Below are 19,256 nucleotides of genomic sequence, written 5' to 3' on the forward strand. Positions count from 1 at the left end.
TTGGTTATAATTTGGTGGGATGTAGGAAAAATTCATAGTTTTATAATTTAGTGCGAAATACTACTTTTGAAAATCGCATGAAGTCCAATCTGATTTATAAAAGAACCAAATGAAAGACATAAAGATATCTCCTGAATTTAAAACTCAGTCCACTAAAGCGATTTCATCCATAATCCTTTTTATCCTTACCTACTTACTGATGTTAATTCTTGCAATTGGATTAACAACATTGTGTGTTTATGGAGGGTTCATGTTGATCGTACTTGTACCGAATTTTATTACCATAATATTAGGAATAGGTTTAGCAAGTTTAGGTATTCTTGTATTGTTCTTCTTATTGAAATTTATATTCAAATCTCACAAAATAGACCGTTCGCATCTAACTGAAATTAAGAAAGTTGATGAACCAAAACTTTTTGAACTTATTGATGAGTTAGTAAATGAAGTTGGTACTAAATTCCCTAAAAAAGTCTATCTTTCTCCTGAGGTGAATGCATCAGTATTTTATGATTCTAGTCTTTGGAGTATGTTTTTTCCTATCAAAAAAAACCTACAAATTGGTTTAGGTTTGGTGAATACTGTTTCAAAATCAGAACTAAAAGCAATTTTAAGTCATGAATTCGGACATTTCTCGCAAAAAACGATGAAGGTTGGAAGTTATGTTTACAATGTGAATCAAGTAATTTATAATCTTTTATTTGATAATGATTCTTACGATAACCTGATAAAAAACTGGGCCAATGCAAGTGGATATTTTTACATTTTTGTAATCGTTTCATTAAAAATTATTGAAGGAATAAAATGGATTCTCAGACAAATTTATAGTGTTTTAAATAAAAATTATATGGCATTGTCTAGAGAAATGGAATTTCACGCGGATGAAATAGCAGCTAATGTTACCGGTTTTGAACCATTAAAAAGTTCGCTGCTCAGACTTTCTTTATCGGACCATTCTTTTAATAATGTAATGGCTTTTTATGAAAGAAAAATTCCCGATAATCAAAAATCTGAAAATATTTTTAGAGATCACTTATTTGTAACAAATTTTCTTGCCAAAGAAAGTAATATTGAAATCACAAGCGGTTTACCTCAAATTTCAGAGAACGAATTGAACAAATTTAATAAGTCAAAATTGGTTATACAAGATCAATGGGCGTCGCATCCAAGTACTGAAGACCGAATTGCAATGCTAGAAAAAACAGGGTTATCTGCAAAAAGTATAGATATTGAATCTGCCAACCTTTTATTTTCTGATTATGAACTAACCCAAAAAGAAATTACGCATAAAATTTTTAAGGATGTAGTTTATCCAGGACAGTGTTCTGTGATCCCTTTTGAGCTATTCGTATCAAATTTTAAGGAAGAGTTTTTAAAAAATACCTTTCCAAAAATATATAACGGTTACTATGACAATAAAAACCCTTTGTATTTTGATCTTGAGGGTGTTGATCATAACTTAGAGGAAGTCAAACTTGAAGAGTTGTTTTCAGACAGTAAAGTGGAATTAGTTTATACAGCTTTATCATTACAAAGTGATATAGAAACAGTAAAACAAATTTCTGAAAAAACTGCTGACATCAAAACTTTTGATTACGATGGAATTAAATATTCCAAAAAAGACTGTAAAAGTTTAGTTTTTCAACTAGAAAAGGAGCTTGAAGTTTTAAATGAAAAGATTAAAATAAATGATATTGAAATTTTCAAATATTTCCAACGTGAAGAGTTAAAAGCTAATTTGCAACCTTCATTAGAAAACTTATACAATCAATTTTTCAACTATGACAAAGAATTTGATGTTAAATATGAGGTATATAAGCAGCTCTCAAACGAATTGCAGTTTGTTAATTATACAATACCAATTGAAAATATAAATGCCAATTTTAAAAATATTGAACCCCTAGAAGACCGTTTAAAAAGCGGGATTATTGAATTACTAGAAAGTCAAGATTATCAGAATGAAATAACTAAAGAGATAAGAGAAAATTTTGAATTATACCTATCCAAAAAATGGTACTATATTGGAATTGAAAATTATTTTGACGAGAATTTAGCCATCCTTTTTTCAGCAATTAATAATTATGCCTTTTTATTGTCAAGAGGCTACATTGTGAACAAGCAGAAGTTATTGAACTATCAATTAGAGACGATAAAGGGTGTGCACATTAACGGACGTTAATAATGCTGGATATTGATATAGGTGAGTGAATATTGAAAAATTGATAAAAAAACATCGCGTTAAGGTGATTAAAAAATTTAGCACATAATTAGAAAGAGGTTAAAATTCAGTCCTTTTTTCAAGAATGAATGAAGAGTATTGTTATCTTTAGTGCTCAAAGCTTGACTGATAAATTTTTGACTTCTCTCATAGAGATTTATCTTTTTAACTACATTGAAACTTAACTCTATTCATAATATAGAGATGTAATAATCCTAACGACTAGGGCAATATTAAATTTTAAAATCAAATAAATGGATGCACAAAAAGTAGACATGTTTATCATGTCAAATGGAAAATTCTTTGAAAGTCACCAAATGAACACAATTAGAGATGGACTTCTAGCAGCTGACGATTCAAAATGGGCTGTAATTTCATCTACTCAATTTACAGATCCAACAACTTCACTAATCATTTCAATTTTAGCAGGTAGTTTGGGAATAGATAGATTTCTGATTGGAGATACGGGAATGGGAATTGGAAAACTATTAACTTGTGGTGGTTTCGGAATTTGGACAATTATTGATTGGTTCATGATTCAGAATGCAACAAGAGATAAAAACATTCAAAAACTACATAAAGTATTGTAAGAATGATCAATAGAAACAAGCTGTATTCAATAATACTTGTGGCTTGTTTTGCGGGGTATATTTGGCTTGTTTTTAGTGTCACAAAAACCATTTCGGAAAAAGAATCCACTGGTGTTTGCGTAATCAAAAACTTAACAAATATACCTTGCCCATCATGTGGAACTACTCGTTCAGTAGTTTCATTAACAAAGGGTGAGTTTATTGGTGCATTGAACGCTAATCCAATAGGCTACTTGGTTGCTGTAATTATGCTTATTGCTCCAGTTTGGGTTGCTTCGGATTTAATTAGAGGAACTAAAACTTTATATGTTTTTTATCAAAAAATAGAAACTTATTTAAAAAGACCAAAGGTTGCAATTCCATTGATTTTACTTGTTATTATTAATTGGATTTGGAACATCATAAAAGGACTATGATACAAATAAAACAATTTAGTTATGTGCCTGGCGAACATGAATCAGAAGCTGCCTCAAGTAGCTACCTGATGTCTTTAATTGCTATTATTGTTGGTCTCCCACTACCAATAGTAAATCTTATCGCGACATTGATATTTTACTTAGGAAATAGGAAGTCAACATATTTTGTTCGTTGGCATTGCACTCAAGCACTATTATCTCAACTTTCAATGCTATTCATAAACAGTATTGCTTTTTGGTGGTCAATAACCATTATTCTTAATGAAGAAGTAATTTCGAATAATTACATCGCTTATCTATTTGTTGTAATAGTTTTTAATTTGACTGAATTCATCACAACTATTTATTCTGCTATTCAAACAAGGAAGGGAATTCATGTTGAATGGTGGTTTTATGGAGCATTGACTAATTTAATTTGTAAAGATAAATCATGAAAAAAATTCTTGCACAAGGGTCAATTATAATTCTTCTATTTTTAGGAGCGTGGTTTGGTTTAAATCAGATAGACTGGGTAAAGATCTTTAAAGTTGAAAAGATAACTAACAAAACAGAAGAAAAGTTGGGTGAATTCTTTTTAGAAACTTTTGAAAACTCAGAAGAAGAAATCCAAAACATTCATTTATTGAATTCTATTGATACAATCGTAAATCATATCTGTAGTTCTAATAATATTGATAGAGAATCGATAAAGTTTCATGTGTTTAATAATCCTGAAATCAATGCTTTTGCGTTGCCAGACGGTCATTTAATAATTAACAGCGGATTAATACTTAATTCGGATAATCAAGAAGAATTGATTGGAGTTATTTGTCACGAAATAGCGCACATTGAGTTAAATCATGTGATGAAAAAACTAATTAAAGAAGTCGGACTTTCAACTTTAATATCAATGACAACGGGGAATAGTGGGGCGGTAATTCTAAAAGAAACAGCAGGAATGCTTTCTTCATCTGCATTTGATAGAACTTTAGAAAAAGATGCTGATTTAAAAGCTGTTGAATATTTAATTAACGCAAACTTAAATCCAGAACCCTTTGCCAATTTTCTCTATAAGTTATCAGACAATGAGCATGAAGCGTCAGAATATTTAACATGGATCAGCACGCACCCTGACTCAAAGGAAAGAGCCGAATATGTTCTAGAACATAGCAAAAACCAATCAATATATTATGAATCTGTTCTTTCTTCCAGTACTTGGGAAAAAATGAAAATTGAATTGAACGAATGATTTACTTGTAATTTAATATTAGTGCGATTTGAGTTGATTATTTCAAAAACTTCCCGTACTGAAACACCCTAAAATCTATTGTGGTCATTTTTGGATTGTCAGCTTTCAATTTTTTATACAATTCCATGCTTCCAACGGCTCTATTGGCTGCTCCTGAAGGTGCGGTCAAAGAAACGGTTTTAATCACTCGATTTTCCAATTGAAAAGTGTGCACTTTTGGAACTGTTTCATTTAGTCTTTTGAGTTGAATTTCTGGATAATCTTTAATGTGTTTTCTAAAGAAATATTCTGGTCCATTTTTAGAGTTTCCGCCGGTAAATAGAAGGGTATCCACATTTTGTTGCTCTCTTAAAAGTGGAATCATTTGACGTAATTCAGCATTTTGAATTCCTATGTCTGAAGCGTCAATTTTATCTCTAAAAGCACATTCAACCATATCACAAATTCCGATTTTATGATCGTTAAAAAAATCCATGCGTTGTTGAATTGCTCTTCCCGTGTTTTCATAAACAAGGTTCAAATCAAAAATTTTATCTATGATTTGCCACAACTGACCGTCCCGACTACCATAACAAAAATCAACATCGTCGGGCTTTAATTCTCCCGTCGTGAATCGAGGAGGAGGGAGCGTACCGACAATTAACTTGGTGGCGCCTTGCGGAATAAATGGAGGATATGGATGTTGATGTTTGAACATTTTATAGTTAAGATGTTGGTGCAGTGTTTGTGTTGGGACGGTTTGCAAATTTTTGAAGAAGTACGGACGGTTTGTAAACCGTCCCACATAATTCAAGCAAACCGTCCCTACTCTCCACTCAATACTGTCCTACTCCATTTCCACAATCAAGTCATCACTATGCACCATCGTTCCTTCTTTGATGTATATTTTCTTGATTTTTCCATCCACGTTGGCACAAATCGTTGTTCCCATTTTCATGGCTTCAATCACAAATAAACCTTGGTTTTTGCTTACTTTATCTCCTTCTTTTACCATGATAGAAGATAATGAACCCTGAAGAGGTGCACCTACTTCATTTGGATTGGTTTTATCTACTTTTTGATGAACAACTTTCTCAACCGTAATGGTATTGTCCTTAATGTCAGTNAACCGTAATGGTATTGTCCTTAATGTCAGTACTTCTTGTTTGTCCATTAATTTTGAAGAATACAGTTTTTTCTCCGTCAGAATTGGCTTCCGTAACTGAAATTAATTCAATCAACAGTGTTTTTCCTTTGTCTAATTCTATGATGATTTCTTCTCCAGGTTTAAGTCCGTAAAAGAAGTTTTTGGTTGGAATTTGCATCACTTTTCCAAACTTGATATAGTGGTTATATAAATCCGTAAATACTTTCGGATAGAGTTTGTAAGACAAGAAATCAGTGATTTCTAAATCTCTGTCCATTCCGGTATCAAACTGTTCTTTGAATTCTGCAAATTCTTTCTCGAAATCAATTGGTTCAAGGTGAGCATTCGGACGATCTGTGTATGGTTTTTCATCACGTAAAATGATTTTCTGAATGTCCTTTGGGAATCCTCCAACAGGCTGACCTAAATCTCCCTTAAAGAAGCTTTTTACTGATTCTGGGAATGATAAAGTCTCTCCTTTTTCCATGAAATCCTCAATCGTTAAGTTGTTACTTACAAGATATTGTGCCATATCTCCAACAACTTTGGAACTTGGAGTTACTTTAATGATGTTCCCAAAGAGATGATTCACTTTCGTGTACATATCCGTTATTTCTGTAAATCTATCCTTTAATCCCAAAGATTCTGCTTGTGGAATTAAGTTTGAATATTGACCACCTGGAATCTCATGTGTAAACACTTCACCAGTTCCAGATTTTAATCCAGATTCGAAAGGATAATAGTAATCGCGAACATCCGACCAATACGTAGAGTATTCATTCAATTTTGGAATGTCCAATTTATTTTCTCGTGGTTGAAAACGCATTGCTTCCGCCACTGAGTTAAAGTTGGGTTGTGAAGTCAATCCACTTAAACCACCCAAAGCAACATCTACAACGTCAACTCCAGCTTCAATGGCCTTGATGTAAGTTGCAGATTGAATGGATGAGGTGTCGTGCGTATGTAAATGAATTGGAATTTTAATTTCGGATTTTAACGCTGTAATTAACTCCGTGGCAGCATAAGGCTTTAATAAACCAGCCATGTCTTTAATCGCCAAAATATGTGCACCAGCGTCTTCAATTTCTTTGGCTAAATCTATATAGTATTTTAAGTTGTATTTAGTTTCTTTCGGATTCAGAATATCACCTGTGTAACACATCGCTCCTTCGGCTAAACCTTGAGTGTTTTTGCGCACGTGTTCGATGGCTGGACCAATAGATTTCATCCAGTTTTGAGAATCGAAAATTCGGAAAATATCTACTCCGTTTTCCCAAGCTTCTTTAACGAATCGCTCAATTAGATTATCAGGATAGGCTGTGTACCCAACGCCATTTGAACCACGCAATAACATTTGGAAGAGAATATTCGGCATTGCTTCTCTCAAAACACGTAAACGTTCCCATGGATTTTCATGTAAGAAGCGCATACAAACATCGAATGTTGCTCCACCCCAAACTTCCATACTGAAAACTTCTGGGTGATTCCTTGCGAATCCTTTGGCTACTTTTTCTAAATCGTAAGTACGCATTCTGGTCGCCAATAAACTTTGGTGAGCATCACGCATTGTGGTGTCAGTGTAGTGAATTTTCTTTTCATTACTCAACCATTTTGAGAAACCTTCCGGACCCAATTCTGTCAATAAATCTTTTGTTCCTTTCGGGAAAGTTGCGTTAGCATCAAATTTGGGAACAGTTGGTTTAATGAGTTTCTTATTTGGATCGATGAGTTTTACATCTGGATTTCCATTTACAATCACATCACCTAAGAAATTAAGTAATTTTGTTGCTCTATTCCTAGGTTCCTTAATTTTGAAAAGTTCTGGTGTATTCGCAATATAGTTTACCGTGACTTTTCCATCTCGGAAGGTTGGATCGCTTAAAATATTATCTAAAAATGCCATGTTGGTTTTTACACCACGCACTCTAAATTCTGCCAGTGCTCTTCTCATTTTACGACAAGCACCATCTAAAGTTCTACTGTTGGCCGTAATTTTTGTTAGCATTGAATCGAAGAAAGGTGAAATTGTTACACCTTGATAAACACTTCCTGCATCCAGACGAATTCCAAATCCGCTACCACTTCTATAGGTTGTAATTGTTCCGTAATCTGGTTTAAAATCGTTTTTAGGATCTTCAGTTGTGATTCTACATTGAACAGCAAAACCGTTAACTTTAATGGATTCCTGATCATAAATTTTAATCTGTTCATCGGTTAATTTATAACCTCCTGCTATGAATATTTGTGATTTTACAATGTCAATTCCAGTTACAACTTCGGTAACTGTATGCTCCACTTGAATTCGTGGATTCACCTCAATAAAGTAAATGCTTTGGTCTTCATCAACCAAAAATTCGACTGTTCCAGCATTACTATAATTCACTGCTTTCCCAATATCTAATGCATATTTATAAAGTTTTTGCTTCACTTCTTCATTCAAATGAACGGAAGGTGCAATTTCAATTACTTTTTGATATCGTCTTTGTACAGAACAGTCACGCTCAAACATGTGTACTAAATTCCCGTGTTCATCTCCTAAAATTTGAACTTCGATGTGTTTAGGGTTTTGAACATATTTTTCGATGAATACGGTATCATCACCAAAAGCAGTTTTAGCTTCACGTTTTGAATCCGGATAGGCTTTTTTCAATTCTTCCCTGTTCTGAATCACACGCATTCCACGTCCACCACCACCAGAAGCAGCTTTTAACATTACAGGATATCCAATTTTCTCGGCTTCTTCGATCGCGATTTCAACCGTAGTTAAATCATTTTTATTGCTTTCTATTATTGGAATTCCATTGTCAATGGCCACTTTTTTTGCCATTACTTTGTCACCCAAAGATTTTAGCACAGACACATCAGGACCAATAAAAATGATTCCGTTGTCTTTACAAGCTTGAGCGAAGGCGGAATTTTCAGATAAGAAACCATAACCTGGATGAATTGCATCTATGTTGTTATCAACCGCTACTTGAATAATTTTGTCAATATCAAGATAGGGTTTTATAGGGTCATCATCTTCTCCTATTTGGTATGCTTCATCTGCTTTATATCTGTGTAAAGAATAACGGTCTTCAAAAGTGTAAATTCCTACTGTTCTTAGGCCGATTTCCGTACAAGATCGAAATATTCGTATAGCAATTTCTCCACGGTTGGCAACAAGTACTTTTTTAATTTTCATCTCTTAAAAATTTAATATTTAGCGATCAATATGAATGATTTGCTTAATATCGTGATTTTAAAGCAGACAATATCTTTTAGTTCTTGTTTTTCACTTTTTTTGGAGAATTATATAAGATTTTCTAATGAAAATTCTACAAAATGACTCAAATTTTTAAATTTTCTGTTCTTTCTCTTTTCTCTTTTTCTTATCAACTTTATCTGGGTTTCCAAACAAGAAGTTGATTCCTAGATTCGCATGAAAATTAGTATATTTTTGTGGATTAATGAATCCTAGAATATTATTCGAAGATACAAAAAACTGAACCGGACCTCCTCGCAATGATAATCCTGCTCCAACGTCACCAAAAGATTTAGAATATTGAGCATAATTTACAGTTGCACTCAGCCAATGGCGCAATTTAACTGTTCCTGAAACAATTGCAGTTGCTCTATAATTTGATTTTAAAATTTCATTATAAAGTGTTACACCAACCGAAAAGCTTTTGGATAAATTATATGCTCCCGATAAATAAAAACGGGTTGTTAAGCCTGTTCTGTATTCGCTATCACTTTCTTCTTGTGAGAAAATATCCGTTAATGAATCTTCAATTTCTGTGAATAAAGCATCCGTTGTATCATTGATATACTTATTTACATCAATTCCTTCAAATCTGTAATTGAAATCGTCAATATTGAAGGTTGCATTATCGGTTTTCCAGTCTATAAAACCTAAGTCTATCACACTTGCTGATACTTTAAACTTATCTGAGAATTTATAAACAGCCCCCAAGTCAAATGCAAGTCCGAAATTCTTGAAATTGTATGCGTTATCTATCGGTAGGGAATTATCAGATGACAAAGTATCATATAGTGGTTTAATACCAGATGTATTTAATGTGGCAGATCCATCGATGGTTAAATCGAAAGTAGTTGCGTTTGTATGCAAGCCCAAAGCAGTTTTACGCGTATTCACATTTACAACTCCAGAAAGTAGTTTCACTCTAGCTCCAACAGCAAGTTTTTCATTTATCTCTCTATTGAATCCAACAGCATATTCAATGTAGGAGTTCAAATTGATTTCAGTTCCATCAAAATTAGCCCTTTCACCTAATAAAGTTTTACCATTTCCTTCTATTGCTAATTTGAAAAAGTCTTTGTTATAGATGAAATTTGCATTCATACGGCTGGTAACCCCAAAACTGAAATAACTCTTCTTAAGTCTAATACCAAAAGCAAAAATCTCATTGTTACTTTCAAAAGTTAAAAAGTTTTTATCTTTCATTTTATCAATTGCATTCTCTGGAGAAATTTGCAATGAATCATCTTGTGGACGTTCAACCAAAATATCATTTAGTGTGAAGCCACTATTAGAGGCAGTAAAATTTTGAGAAGGCAAGAGGGGGAAACTCACATAAACTCGTGCAGAGGGTTTAAATGCAGGATTCAAATAATGAGATTGTGCTGTCTTGTCTAAAGTATAATAACTGTAATTACTTTGGGCATACATATTTCCACCCAAAAATAGGAGTAGAATTGTTAGAATAAAAGAACTTTGTGAAGTTTTTAATGTATTCATAGTTATTGATTTAGGTGTTATAACTCGATTTTTCCTTGAACTTGAATTCCCAATCTGAAATCTAAGTTATAATGATCATAAAATTTCACTAGTTGACCACTTAGGCCGTTGTATGTTTGAGAAACCGCATTGAAAAGAATGTATTTAACATTTTGCATTTGCTGAATTTCTTGCTCATTTAAGTTTATGTCGGTAATTTTTTGAGCGCGTTCATTTACTTTTCCAGTATTGTCAACAGATGCCGATAAAACAACCGATTCAGGAGTATTAAATGCTGTAAAAAGAGGAGCATAGTTTTCGTCCAAAAACGTAATTTGAGACTTTAAATCAACAGGGAATCCATTGTCAACATTTAATCTAAACATTACCGATTCCAATTGTGTAAGATCTTCCTCAAATTCAAACTCTAGGGTGTCCTTAAATTCAAAACCATAAGCTGAACCTTCTAGTGGCATTTCAACTTCTGTACGAATATTTAATTGACTTTGATCGGTTATAAAATTCAATGGAGTGGTACTTCCATTTGGGTTTGATAATACAGAACCTTGGTAAACAAAATACTTAGGAACTGATGATATGATATTAGATAAATTTCCAGTGTTGCTTGTGTTTAGTTCTAACATTGAAATTGAACTTTGCCCCATTGAAGCTGGACGGGTGATATCAAAAAAACTTGGAAAACCAGTAAGTGGGTATTCATTACCATTCTCAACATCAACTGTTTTTAGATCAGCGAAATTTACACGAATCGGAAATCCAAAAGAATTTTCTGCATAGAAATTAATTTTTGGATTTACAATTTCAAAATAACCATTGTTTGAGTTTTCAAATATTTTTAAAAGAACACTATCTCCCGGAATTCCCAAGTCATTTTGACCAAAATAACCAATTGCGTTGTTAAAGTCTAAATTGGTAATTGAAAAATCGATTGTTATGTCTTCATTCCCTGTAATCGGCTCACCAGTACCTGTAATGGTGGTTTCCATATTAACACTTATTTCATTGAATGGAGCGCTTCCTAATGTGAAATCTCCTAAAACATTCGTTAAATCAAAAGTGGCTGTTCCAGAATGGGGCACCGAACCAGAATAAGTGAGAGAGATTGTTTCTGAAATTGGACTACCATTAAAATTGAGCGCAGGAAAGGTGATTTTACATGTAATATCATGCGAAATGTTTGCTGATATGTTTATACTTATCATTCCAGACTTGAAGTCTACTTGGTGTAATTCTGCAGTTCCAGCATTAAAAGTGATGTCTTCATTATTGTTTGAAGTTACAGAACCGATAAATGTAGGACTAGCAGGGACGTTTAATTGAGAGAAATCTAATACAGCAGTTTCACTCATGTCCTGTAATTGCAAGATAGAGTTAGCACCAATTGAAAAAATATCTGATTTATAAACCAGCGCTATTGCTCCGGTATTAGCATCAACAACAACTAAATCTGTACTATCAGTATGGGCAAGAATATCAGCTGCACTGAAGTTTGAATGGGCTATTGGAACGGCAAAATTTGGATTCCAAGCACCTTGAGCTATTTTATCAAATTCTAGCTTCTCACAGCTTGAAAACAGTAAAATACCAACACAGCAGAGGTGTAAAAGGGTTCGGTTTAAGAGTTTCATAATTCGTGTTTTTGGTTAACTATCTACAAAAATAAAAATAATTAGCACTAGTAAAATAGTTTTTTAGGCTAACTTTTATGTAATCGGTGAAATTCTAAGGATCAAAATTCAAAGATTAATGGAATTATTACCTAACAAAACGTATCTTTTCCAATTCATTATAGAAATGATAAAAGCGGTATAGATGAGCATCAATTGGGTTTTATTAATTATTGGAGGATTGTTTGAAACAGGGTTTGCTATTAGTTTAGGAAAAGCTCAGCAAACTACAGGAAAAGAATTGTGGATTTGGGCCATTGCTTTTGCAATTTGCGTGAGTCTAAGTATGTATTTACTCTATAAGTCAATGGGAGGTGAGCATGCGATCCCTGTGGGAACAGCTTATGCCGTTTGGGGAGCAATTGGAGCCATCGGTACTGTGATTGCAGGGATATTTCTTTTTAAAGAACCTATTACTTTTTGGAGATTGTTTTTCTTAATGACTTTAGTTATCTCTGTTGTTGGACTTCAAATTGTAAGTAGTAAACCAGGATAAGTAGCCACAATTAGTTTTTGTTCCTAGAATAAAACACTTACATTCGTAAAGATTAATCACTATTATTAATTCAATTTATTAAACATGAATTTTATTAAAATTACTGTTCTTTTTATTATCACTATTTACCTGGTTGGATGTAAAAAAGAAAATAAAGATGATATCCTTGTGGAAAAGGAAAATGTTGAATGCACTCATCCTGAATTGCCAGGTGAATATTTTCCAGCATACCCTAATTCATGGTGGAACTACATCAATTTGAACAACGAAATAGTTGAAATTGAAATTTCTTCAAATTATCAAGATTGTGAGGGCGCGTGTAGACCTGTTCTTCAAAACATTAATAAATGTATACAAGATAACTCTTTAATTCAAAGGTTTTATGCTGGACAAGGAGTAAGTTCAACAATCGAATCTCCAATATATTCTACAGTTTTAGATTCTGTATTAATTTGTCCTATTTCATTTTCTACCTTTGAACAACAAGATGTTTTCTTGAATTCGAGTGACGTGCGATACAGAAGAAAAGCAACCACTTTGGATACAACTATTTCAGTCAATTCAACGATTTATGAGAATGTTCTCGTGATGTATGAATTCCATGAATTCGATGCTCTACACCGATATTATGATTACTTTTCTAAGGATATAGGTCTAATTAAACGTGACTCCGTGAATGCTCAAGATGCATCAGATTTGATCGAAATATTAAGACTGGAAAATTATCATATTGAAAATTAAAGTATTTGTAATCGCAATTTATAAAGTGATAACATTTGATTATTTTAGCTCCTATTATGACGGAACTAGAACTTTATATCCACTCCAGTTTTGGAATTCTAGAAAAGAAGGAGTTGTCAAAAATTAGTGAACTTTTTGAATATTCTAAGCTGAAAAAGGGTGATTTCTTATTGGAATCAGGTCAAAAGTGCAATAAATTAAGTTTCATACAAAGCGGATTATTGCGAATGTTTGCTTTGGTAGACGGAAATGAAATAACGCAATGGATATCTACAAAAGGTTATTTCGCAACTGATTTAGCAAGCTTTGTACATGAAAAATCTTCTCGTCTTGCAATTCATGCATTGGTTGACACTGAATTGTATTCAATTTCCAAGGAGAACTATGATAAAATTGGCGAAATTGTACCTCAATGGCATGCATTAGAAAAACAATTTATAATCAATTGTTTTATTACTTTAGAAGACCGTGTATTTAGTCATTTGTCGATGTCGGCAGAGCAACGTTACCAATTATTTTTCGAAAATAATAAGACATTATTTAATGAAGTTCCCTTACAGTATATCGCCTCCATGTTAGGCATGACCCCAGAAACATTCAGTCGAATAAGAAAAAATAATATTTCTTAAACTCTTGATATTTGTCAAGAGGATTTTGTATTCATTTAGAAACCTTTGTATTGAATTTAAATCAATGCAAATAAATGAAGACAAAAGAAATTAAAACTAAAATTGTAATTAAAGCAAGTAAAGAGAAAGTTTGGAAAGCGCTCACAAATTTCAGGGATTATCCTAAGTGGAATCCTTTTATTCAAACCATAGAGGGTGATTTAAAAGTGGGAAGTAAATTGAAAGTAAAAATCGTTCCACCAAATTCTAAAGGTATGACTTTTAAACCAAATATCATAAAATTGGAAGAGCAGAAAAAGTTATTTTGGTTAGGTCATTTAATAATTAAAGGTCTCTTTGATGGCCAACATCAATTTGAATTAATTGAAAATAAAGATGGTACAACAACTTTAATACAAAACGAGATTTTTAAAGGATTGTTAATTCCATTTTTTGGTGAAAAATTTGAGTCTAGCACTAGAGCCGGATTTAATTTGATGAATTCTAAATTGAAAGAAAAAATTGAGATTTTCGACAATTTGTAAATTATAATTGTACATTTAGTATGCATTTAACACACTGTTATGCAGGAAACAAGAAAATACTAACTAAATAATCATGAAAACATTACTATCTCAATCAGAAAGCGAAACATTATTAAAAACTTTAAAGGCTAGGTTTGAAGCTCACATGAATAGACATGAAAATTTGGAATGGTCTAAAATTTCAGAAAGGCTACAAGAAAAGCAGGATAAATTGTATTCTCTTCACCAAATGGAAGAAACAGGGGGTGAACCAGATGTTGTCGGATATGACGATAATGAAGACAAATATATATTCTTCGACTGTTCGGTTGAAAGCCCTAGAAATAGGAGGAGTTTACCTTATGACAGAGATGCTGTTTCGCTAAGAACCAAAGACAGACCAAAATATAATGCAGTAGAGCTTGCCGATTTAATGGGAATAGATATTCTTACAGAAGAAGAGTATAAAAAATTGCAGGAATTAGGACGATTTGATGCCAAGTCTTCTAGTTGGATTCATACACCAAGTGAAATTACAAAACTAGGAGGCTCACTGTTTTGTGATGTTCATTATGGTAGGGTTTTTACTTACCATAACAATGCACAATTATTTTATGCCTCAAGAGGTTTTAGAGGTGTTTTGAAGGTGTAATTTGTAATTGATTGTAAGAAGAGCTGTAACTGTATTCTCTCCTAAGTAGTTAATCCTTAGGGTTTGGCGATTCTTTTAATTTAAGATTTCTACCTACTTCTCTTCTTACAATCATTTTTTGAATAAATAAATTACTAGGAATGGTGATTAAAGCTCCTTCACTATTTTTAACGGTAACAAAGAAAATTCCAACATCACTAATTCTACCTACAACAGGATGATCAACATCAAAAATTTCTATTTTATCTCCGATTTTTGCTGGATGATTGAAAAAGATGATAAGAGTAGCTGTTATGTTCGATATAATTGACCATTGAGCAAAAAATGCTATTCCTAAAACGGTTAGTAATGAAGTAACAAAGAACATTAATTCCGATTGCTCTACTCCCCAAATAAGTAATAAAAGTGTAACACTTATTGCCATCAATATCAAATGAATAATTTTCTTGATGATTTTAACTCTAGTCTTTGATTTTGAGAATTTTAATGCTGCTTTGTTGGTTGCTTTTTTGGTAATGTATTTTAGAACAATATATGAGAAAATGATAATTGCAGTCTCAATAATATGTAAAGTATATTCTTCCATTTTCTATGTTTATTTTAAATCAAATGTAGTGCTTTAAACGAGATTTTAAAAATTGATCTGAAGGAACTTCTTAAAGAAAGGTTAATGCTTTTTGAGGCCAAATAAAAGAGCCATTTCCAAAGAAATGGCTCTTAAACTAAAATATCCAATACTATATATAGATTCTATTCTTATAACTTTTTATTGAGGCTAGACCAACCACCACCATTGTAAGCTTCGAACCCTGCGCTTTTTAACATGCTTTTTGCACTTCCGCTGCGCATTCCAGACATACAACAAGTAATAATAACCTGATCTTTCTTTAAACTATTCAATTGACCTTTTAATTCTTGTAAAGGAATATTTCTTGAACCTTTAATATGTCCACTTTTAAATTCTCCCGGATTACGAACATCAATAATTAGCGCTCCGTTTTTTTTCAATTCAGCCAAATCAACTTTTGGTCCTCCACCGAATAATCTACTTAAGAATCCCATGATTATGAGTTTTGAGATTGTTGGAAATTTACCTCCATCCAGCCACCACCGTTCTCACATGCGATGCCATTTGCTTTCAAATACTGCTCTGCTTGTCCACTTCTGTTTCCAGAAGCACAACAAAGAATAGGGTTATCCATTGCTCTAATTTCTTCTATACGGTCTGGAACCTCTTGTAGGGGAATATTTATGCTTCCCGCAACATTTCCTCCCATAAATTCCATCTCTGATCGTACATCTATAATTACTCTTTTATTGCTCATCTTTTTTATGTTAAGTTTCAAATACCTTGCAAATGTATATATTGAAAGGTCATTTTACCGTTACTTTTGATACATAAGCACGATATTATTCTTAGTTTATTATCTTGAAATTAACAAATTTCTCAAGAACTTCCGGTATTTCGATTCCCTCAGGTGTTTGATAATTTTCCAGTAAAGCAGCCAAAACTCTTGGTAAAGCTAAAGCACTACCATTTAATGTATGACAAAGTTGTGTTTTCTTATTTTCGTTCTTGAATCTTAATTTTAATCTATTCGCTTGGAATGTTTCGAAAAGTGAAACAGAACTAACTTCTAACCATTTTTCTTGTGCTGCTGAATAAACTTCAAAATCATAAGTAATCGCAGAAGTAAATCCTAAATCTCCACCACAAAGGCGTAAAACTCGGTATTGTAATCCTAATTTTTCTAATAATCCTTTTACGTGATTAACCATTTCTTCCAATGCCTTTTGAGAATTGTCAGGGTGCTCGATGCGAACTAATTCAACTTTATCAAATTGATGTAAACGATTCAACCCTCTAACATCACTTCCGTAAGAACCTGCTTCTCTTCTAAAGTTAGGTGTATATCCCGTCATTTTTACTGAAAATTTTTCGTCCTTTAGAATTACATCACGGTAAATATTCGTTAATGGAACCTCAGAAGTAGGAATTAAGAATAAATTATCCTTTGAATCATGGTACATTTGACCTTCCTTATCTGGTAATTGACCAGTTCCAATTCCACTCGCCTCATTCACCATCAATGGTGGAATATATTCTGTATAACCTGCTTTTTCTGCCTCTGATAAAAAGAAATTAATCAAAGCGCGTTGAATTTTTGCTCCTTTTCCTTTGTAAAATGGAAAACCAGCACCAGTTACTTTAACACCCAACTCAAAGTCGATAATGTCATATTTCTTAGCCAATTCCCAATGAGGTAATGGTGTTCCAGAAAATTGAACTTTTTGTCCAACCTCTTCAACAGTGATATTGTCATCTTCAGATTTTCCTGCAGGAACAATTCCTTGAGGAACATTTGGCACTTCGTAAAGTAAAGCCTGAATTTTCTCTTCTAGCTGACTTACTTCATCTTTAAGCGTTTGTTCTTGACTTTTTAGCTTTGCAGTTTCTTCTTTGGCCGCATTTGCTTCCTCAATTTTTCCTGTACCCATTAATTTTCCAATCTCTTTTGAGATTTTATTACTGTCGGATTGAACTGATTCTAGTTCAGTTTTTTTAGCACGCCATGACTCATCAAGCGAAGTAATTTCGTTTAGCTGTGGGCTGAAGTCTACGCCACGTTTTTTTAATCCTTCAATGAGGATGTCTTTTTCTGCTCTAATCCTTGTAATTTCCAACATAATGTTTCATTTTCAAAAGCGTAAATTTAATAGTAATTGATTGAATAATTCGGTATCGACTAAGAATTCTTTTAGACTGTTTTTTTATTGAATAGGGCTGAAGCAACTAGCACTTAAATTATAGGTTTTTTTTAGCTTTCAATTGATGATCTACTCAAAATTTTTGTTTACAACTCACTTATGATTAATTTTATCCGAGAATATTAGGGTTTCGGGTTTATCTATAACCAAATTCTCTATAATTTCGAATTGATATTTTTACACTATTTTATGAAGAATTTTTTTAAAAGTCTTACTTTTTATATTGGTATATCGATCATTGTTGTTAGCAATGTTCAGTCTCAATGTACCCAATATTCAAGTCCGCAACTTGGAAATGATACAATTTTATGTCCTGGAAATAGCTTACAATTCGACTTGTCTGGATTGCAAAATAGTCCAATAATTACTTGGGATGATGGAACTTCAGCACCAATCAGAACAGTTTCAACAGATGGAACGTACTTTGTGGAAGCGAAATATCTTTCAAATAATATAGTATTAAATGGAGATTTTAGTCTAGGGAATACTAATTTTCTTACGGATTACATTGTCGGAACAGGTGGAACTTGGGGTTTGTTGTCAAATCCAGGAACATACGCTATTAGTACATCACCTAATTTGGTTCATAATAATTTTAGCTTTTGTCAAGACCATACCACGGGAACAGGAAATATGATGATCGTGAATGGTGCCAACATTACAGGAACAAGTGTTTGGTGTCAAACTGTGAACGTAACGCCTAATACAGACTATGAATTTAGTGCTTGGATTGCGAATGCCTTAAATGATCCTAATGTTGCACAGCTTCAATTTACAATAAACAATGTGAACTTAGGAACGCCTTTTTCAACTACTGCAACTGCTTGTAATTGGAATCAATTTTTTGAAGTATGGAATTCAGGATTAAATACAACAGCAGAAATTTGTATAACCAATTTGAATAGTACAGGTGGAGGAAATGATTTCTCCCTAGATGATATTTCATTTGCTCCAATATGTACATTCTATGATACAATTGATGTAGTGTATAATTCAATCCCGGTTTTTACGCTTCCTACAGCTATAGATGAGTGTGTTGGAACAACCGTAACCTTAGACGCTGAAAATGCAGGTTTTGATTTTAATTGGACAACAGGAGATAATACACAGACAATTCAAGTAAATACTTCAGGCAATTATTCCGTTACTGTTTCTGACAGTGGTTATTGTGAAGCGGATCAGGATTTTGTGGTTACTTTTCATCTTCCTCCAAATGCTGGTGTCGATAATTCGTTTTCTTTCTGTGATTCGGATTTAAATGTCGATTTATTTACCTTGCTTGACCCCACGATTGACGCAACGGGTTCATGGTATAATCAAAATGGAATTGAAATTATCGGAGGTCAACTTGATGTGAGTCAATTGGCGGGAGTCAGTGCATATGATTATGTTTTGACAGGTTCATTTTGTCCATCTGATACAGCTGTTTTTACATTAGATTTTAAAGTATTTAAAAACGCCGGAGCAGATATGAATGAACATT

The 19,256-nt window shown here is 33.0% G+C and carries 19 protein-coding genes and 1 pseudogene; 11 read left to right on the forward strand and 9 right to left on the reverse strand.

Going from position 1 to position 19,256, the window contains the following annotated elements:
• The first annotated feature begins 109 nt into the window (after positions 1 to 109).
• From C6368_RS13655 to C6368_RS13675, 5 genes are all read left to right on the forward strand, one after another.
• Positions 110 to 2,176: a M48 family metallopeptidase gene (locus tag C6368_RS13655; protein WP_107039779.1), complete on the forward strand. Its 2,067-nt coding sequence runs from the start codon at positions 110 to 112 to the stop codon at positions 2,174 to 2,176.
• 293 nt (positions 2,177 to 2,469) lie between these two features.
• Positions 2,470 to 2,805: a TM2 domain-containing protein gene (locus C6368_RS13660; RefSeq protein ID WP_107039780.1), complete on the forward strand. Its 336-nt coding sequence runs from the start codon at positions 2,470 to 2,472 to the stop codon at positions 2,803 to 2,805.
• A 2-nt stretch (positions 2,806 to 2,807) separates the two neighbouring features.
• Positions 2,808 to 3,221: a DUF2752 domain-containing protein gene (locus C6368_RS13665; RefSeq protein WP_107039781.1), complete on the forward strand. Its 414-nt coding sequence runs from the start codon at positions 2,808 to 2,810 to the stop codon at positions 3,219 to 3,221.
• Positions 3,218 to 3,655: a DUF4870 domain-containing protein gene (locus C6368_RS13670; RefSeq protein WP_107039782.1), complete on the forward strand. Its 438-nt coding sequence runs from the start codon at positions 3,218 to 3,220 to the stop codon at positions 3,653 to 3,655. The genes C6368_RS13665 and C6368_RS13670 overlap by 4 nt, the downstream gene beginning before the upstream one ends.
• The gene (locus C6368_RS13675; protein ID WP_107039783.1) at positions 3,652 to 4,449 is read left to right on the forward strand and encodes a M48 family metallopeptidase; all 798 of its coding nucleotides are present in this window, start codon (positions 3,652 to 3,654) and stop codon (positions 4,447 to 4,449) included. Before C6368_RS13670 ends, C6368_RS13675 begins: the two co-directional genes overlap by 4 nt.
• A gap of 37 nt (positions 4,450 to 4,486) precedes the next feature.
• Here C6368_RS13675 and C6368_RS13680 read toward each other — a convergent pair whose 3' ends face one another.
• The 5 genes from C6368_RS13680 to C6368_RS13695 form a co-directional block, all read right to left on the reverse strand.
• Positions 4,487 to 5,146: a uracil-DNA glycosylase family protein gene (locus tag C6368_RS13680; RefSeq protein WP_107039784.1), complete on the reverse strand. Its 660-nt coding sequence runs from the start codon at positions 5,144 to 5,146 to the stop codon at positions 4,487 to 4,489.
• A gap of 129 nt (positions 5,147 to 5,275) precedes the next feature.
• Complete coding sequence (locus C6368_RS17660; RefSeq protein ID WP_394336216.1) at positions 5,276 to 5,602, reverse strand: biotin/lipoyl-containing protein; 327 nt, start codon at positions 5,600 to 5,602, stop codon at positions 5,276 to 5,278.
• Positions 5,550 to 8,759, reverse strand: a complete 3,210-nt coding sequence (locus C6368_RS13685) for a pyruvate carboxylase (protein WP_394336217.1) — start codon at positions 8,757 to 8,759, stop codon at positions 5,550 to 5,552. Before C6368_RS13685 ends, C6368_RS17660 begins: the two co-directional genes overlap by 53 nt.
• A gap of 153 nt (positions 8,760 to 8,912) precedes the next feature.
• The gene (locus C6368_RS13690; RefSeq protein WP_107039785.1) at positions 8,913 to 10,316 is read right to left on the reverse strand and encodes a DUF5723 family protein; all 1,404 of its coding nucleotides are present in this window, start codon (positions 10,314 to 10,316) and stop codon (positions 8,913 to 8,915) included.
• A gap of 17 nt (positions 10,317 to 10,333) precedes the next feature.
• On the reverse strand, positions 10,334 to 11,944 hold the full coding sequence (locus tag C6368_RS13695; RefSeq protein ID WP_107039786.1) for a hypothetical protein: 1,611 nt from the start codon (positions 11,942 to 11,944) through the stop codon (positions 10,334 to 10,336).
• A gap of 190 nt (positions 11,945 to 12,134) precedes the next feature.
• Between C6368_RS13695 and C6368_RS13700 the strand changes: the two genes are divergently transcribed.
• The 5 genes from C6368_RS13700 (at position 12,135) to C6368_RS13720 (ending at position 15,004) form a co-directional block, all read left to right on the forward strand.
• Positions 12,135 to 12,479, forward strand: a complete 345-nt coding sequence (locus C6368_RS13700; protein ID WP_107039799.1) for a DMT family transporter — start codon at positions 12,135 to 12,137, stop codon at positions 12,477 to 12,479.
• Positions 12,480 to 12,563: 84 nt separating this feature from the next.
• On the forward strand, positions 12,564 to 13,220 hold the full coding sequence (locus C6368_RS13705) for a hypothetical protein (RefSeq protein WP_107039787.1): 657 nt from the start codon (positions 12,564 to 12,566) through the stop codon (positions 13,218 to 13,220).
• Positions 13,221 to 13,276: 56 nt separating this feature from the next.
• The gene (locus C6368_RS13710; RefSeq protein ID WP_107039788.1) at positions 13,277 to 13,849 is read left to right on the forward strand and encodes a Crp/Fnr family transcriptional regulator; all 573 of its coding nucleotides are present in this window, start codon (positions 13,277 to 13,279) and stop codon (positions 13,847 to 13,849) included.
• A 74-nt stretch (positions 13,850 to 13,923) separates the two neighbouring features.
• The gene (locus C6368_RS13715) at positions 13,924 to 14,373 is read left to right on the forward strand and encodes an SRPBCC domain-containing protein (RefSeq protein WP_107039789.1); all 450 of its coding nucleotides are present in this window, start codon (positions 13,924 to 13,926) and stop codon (positions 14,371 to 14,373) included.
• 73 nt (positions 14,374 to 14,446) lie between these two features.
• Positions 14,447 to 15,004: a DUF4256 domain-containing protein gene (locus C6368_RS13720; RefSeq protein ID WP_107039790.1), complete on the forward strand. Its 558-nt coding sequence runs from the start codon at positions 14,447 to 14,449 to the stop codon at positions 15,002 to 15,004.
• A 49-nt stretch (positions 15,005 to 15,053) separates the two neighbouring features.
• Here the strand turns inward: C6368_RS13720 and C6368_RS13725 are convergent, their stop codons facing one another.
• The 4 genes from C6368_RS13725 to serS form a co-directional block, all read right to left on the reverse strand.
• Entirely contained in the window at positions 15,054 to 15,590 is a 537-nt protein-coding gene (locus C6368_RS13725) for a mechanosensitive ion channel domain-containing protein (protein ID WP_107039791.1), read from the reverse strand.
• A 170-nt stretch (positions 15,591 to 15,760) separates the two neighbouring features.
• Positions 15,761 to 16,066, reverse strand: coding sequence for a rhodanese-like domain-containing protein (locus tag C6368_RS13730; protein ID WP_199851643.1), 306 nt, complete (start codon positions 16,064 to 16,066; stop codon positions 15,761 to 15,763).
• 2 nt (positions 16,067 to 16,068) lie between these two features.
• A complete protein-coding gene (locus tag C6368_RS13735; protein WP_107039793.1) occupies positions 16,069 to 16,329 on the reverse strand; it encodes a rhodanese-like domain-containing protein in 261 nt (86 codons plus the stop codon).
• A gap of 91 nt (positions 16,330 to 16,420) precedes the next feature.
• A complete protein-coding gene (serS, locus tag C6368_RS13740) occupies positions 16,421 to 17,692 on the reverse strand; it encodes a serine--tRNA ligase (protein WP_107039794.1) in 1,272 nt (423 codons plus the stop codon).
• Between the two features lie 270 nt (positions 17,693 to 17,962).
• Between serS and C6368_RS13745 the strand changes: the two are divergent.
• Positions 17,963 to 19,256 (forward strand): annotated as a pseudogene (locus tag C6368_RS13745) (hypothetical protein); the annotation flags it as partial.

The organism is Brumimicrobium mesophilum (assembly GCF_003025005.1).
GTDB classification, from domain to species: Bacteria; Bacteroidota; Bacteroidia; order Flavobacteriales_D; family Crocinitomicaceae; genus Brumimicrobium; species Brumimicrobium mesophilum.